The 2286-nt window shown below is 69.4% G+C and carries 3 protein-coding genes and 1 pseudogene; all 4 read left to right on the plus strand.

The window, feature by feature from the left end; translation table 11 throughout:
* Nucleotides 1–438: pseudogene (locus ACTUAL_RS04055) on the plus strand (DNA-directed RNA polymerase subunit beta'); the annotation flags it as partial.
* 395 nt (nucleotides 439–833) lie between these two features.
* A complete protein-coding gene (rpsL, locus tag ACTUAL_RS04060) occupies nucleotides 834–1208 on the plus strand; it encodes a 30S ribosomal protein S12 (RefSeq protein WP_010148679.1) in 375 nt (124 codons plus the stop codon).
* Nucleotides 1208–1678: a 30S ribosomal protein S7 gene (gene rpsG / locus ACTUAL_RS04065; protein ID WP_022919841.1), complete on the plus strand. Its 471-nt coding sequence runs from the start codon at nucleotides 1208–1210 to the stop codon at nucleotides 1676–1678. Before rpsL ends, rpsG begins: the two co-directional genes overlap by 1 nt.
* 54 nt (nucleotides 1679–1732) lie before the next feature.
* On the plus strand, nucleotides 1733–2286 hold a 554-nt coding region (locus ACTUAL_RS04070; RefSeq protein WP_440899312.1), incomplete at its 3' end, for a GTP-binding protein.

Consider the following 2286-nt stretch of genomic DNA (forward strand, 5'->3'; position numbering starts at 1 on the left):
GACGCCGAGCTGCTCCCGGGCACGCTCGTCGAGCGCGGCCGCTTCGAGACCGAGAACCGTCGCGTCGTCTCCGAGGGCGGTCGTCCCGCCTCCGGCCGCCCGGAGCTCATGGGCATCACCAAGGCCTCGCTGGCGACCGACTCGTGGCTCTCCGCGGCCTCCTTCCAGGAGACCACCCGCGTCCTCACCGAGGCTGCGATGGAGGCCAAGAGCGACCCGCTGCTCGGCCTGAAGGAGAACGTCATCCTGGGCAAGCTGATCCCGGCCGGCACGGGTCTGACCCGCTACCGCAACCTCACGGTCGAGCCGACCGAGGAGGCCAAGGCCGAGGCCTACGCCGTGCCCGTGTACGACGACTTCGACTACGCCGGCGCGTTCGGCCAGGGCAGCGGCGAGGCCGTGCGCCTCGACGACCTGCCGGTCGACGAGCGCTACTGACGCGCAGCGCCTCCGCAGAAGGGGGCGGGCAGGCCGGGTCTCCGGTCGGCCCGCCCCCTTCCGCCGTGCCGGGGGAGCGGTGCGGGAGGTGGGCCGGAGCCGGGATTTGGCCGGACGCGGCGCCTGCCGGTAGTCTGGAGAGCCGTGTGCGGGCTAGGTCCCGCATGCTCGCGGCCGGCTCCGCCGACCGCGACCCCACCTCTCGCCGGGCAGTCCGCCCGGTCCGCCCCGTGAACGCTCATCATGCACCACGGGTGGGCCGGCGGGAAGTGCAGGGGAGAGCAGCGTGTCCCGACATCCCCGAGCACGGGGGCGGGGGGACGCGCGCAACCCAAGGAGCGCCGTCCCGGCCTGGCAGCCGGGGGAGCGCACGACCAACGACTGACGGAGACTCAGTGCCCACGATCAACCAGCTCGTCCGCAAGGGCCGGCAGGACAAGGTCAAGAAGACCAACTCCCCGGCCCTGAAGGGCAACCCGCAGCGCCGCGGCGTCTGCACCCGCGTCTACACCACGACCCCGAAGAAGCCGAACTCCGCCCTGCGCAAGGTCGCCCGCGTGCGCCTCACCAGCGGCGTCGAGGTCACGGCCTACATCCCGGGCGTCGGCCACAACCTGCAGGAGCACTCGATCGTGCTCGTCCGCGGCGGCCGTGTGAAGGACCTCCCCGGCGTCCGCTACAAGATCATCCGCGGGTCCCTGGACACCCAGGGCGTCAAGGGCCGCAACCAGTCCCGCTCCCGCTACGGCGCCAAGAAGGAGAAGAAGTAATGCCTCGTAAGGGCCCCGCTCCCAAGCGCCCGCTGATCCAGGACCCGGTCTACGGCAGCCAGCTGGTCACCCAGCTCGTCAACAAGATCCTCGTGGACGGCAAGAAGTCGACCGCCGAGCGCATCGTCTACGGCGCCCTCGAGGGCTGCCGCGCCAAGACCGGCACCGACCCCGTGCAGACCCTCAAGCGCGCGCTCGACAACGTCAAGCCCGCCCTGGAGGTCAAGTCCCGCCGCGTCGGCGGTGCGACCTACCAGGTCCCGATCGAGGTCAAGCCGAACCGCTCGACGACCCTCGCGCTGCGCTGGCTCGTCGGCTACTCCCGTCAGCGTCGCGAGAAGACGATGACCGAGCGCCTCATGAACGAGATCCTCGACGCGAGCAACGGTCTGGGTGCCGCGGTCAAGCGCCGCGAGGACACCCACAAGATGGCCGACGCCAACAAGGCGTTCGCCCACTACCGCTGGTGACGACGGCCTGACGGCCATCCCTGATCGCACTTCGACCAAGCAGAGAGAGAGACCGTGGCACAGGACGTCCTGACGGACCTGAGGAAGGTCCGCAACATCGGCATCATGGCGCACATCGATGCCGGCAAGACGACGACCACCGAGCGCATCCTGTTCTACACGGGTGTCAACCACAAGATGGGTGAGACGCACGACGGCGCGTCGACCACCGACTGGATGGAGCAGGAGAAGGAGCGGGGGATCACCATCACCTCCGCCGCCGTCACCAGCTTCTGGAAGGGCACCCAGATCAACCTGATCGACACGCCCGGTCACGTGGACTTCACCGTCGAGGTGGAGCGCAACCTGCGCGTGCTCGACGGTGCGGTCGCCGTCTTCGACGGCAAGGAGGGCGTCGAGCCCCAGTCCGAGACCGTGTGGCGCCAGGCCGACAAGTACGGCGTGCCCCGCATGTGCTTCATCAACAAGATGGACAAGATGGGCGCCGACTTCTACTTCTCGGTGCAGACCATGGTGGACCGCCTCGGCGCGACGCCGCTGGTCATGCAGCTGCCGATCGGTGCGGAGTCCGACTTCATCGGCATGGTCGACCTCGTCACCATGAAGGC

It is taken from the genome of Actinosynnema sp. (assembly GCF_052038725.1).

Excerpts from the sequence above, each read along its gene's own strand:
- rpsG (WP_022919841.1), top strand. The coding sequence starts at position 1,208 with ATGCCTCGTAAGGGCCCCGCTCCCAAGCGCCCGCTGATCCAGGACCCG.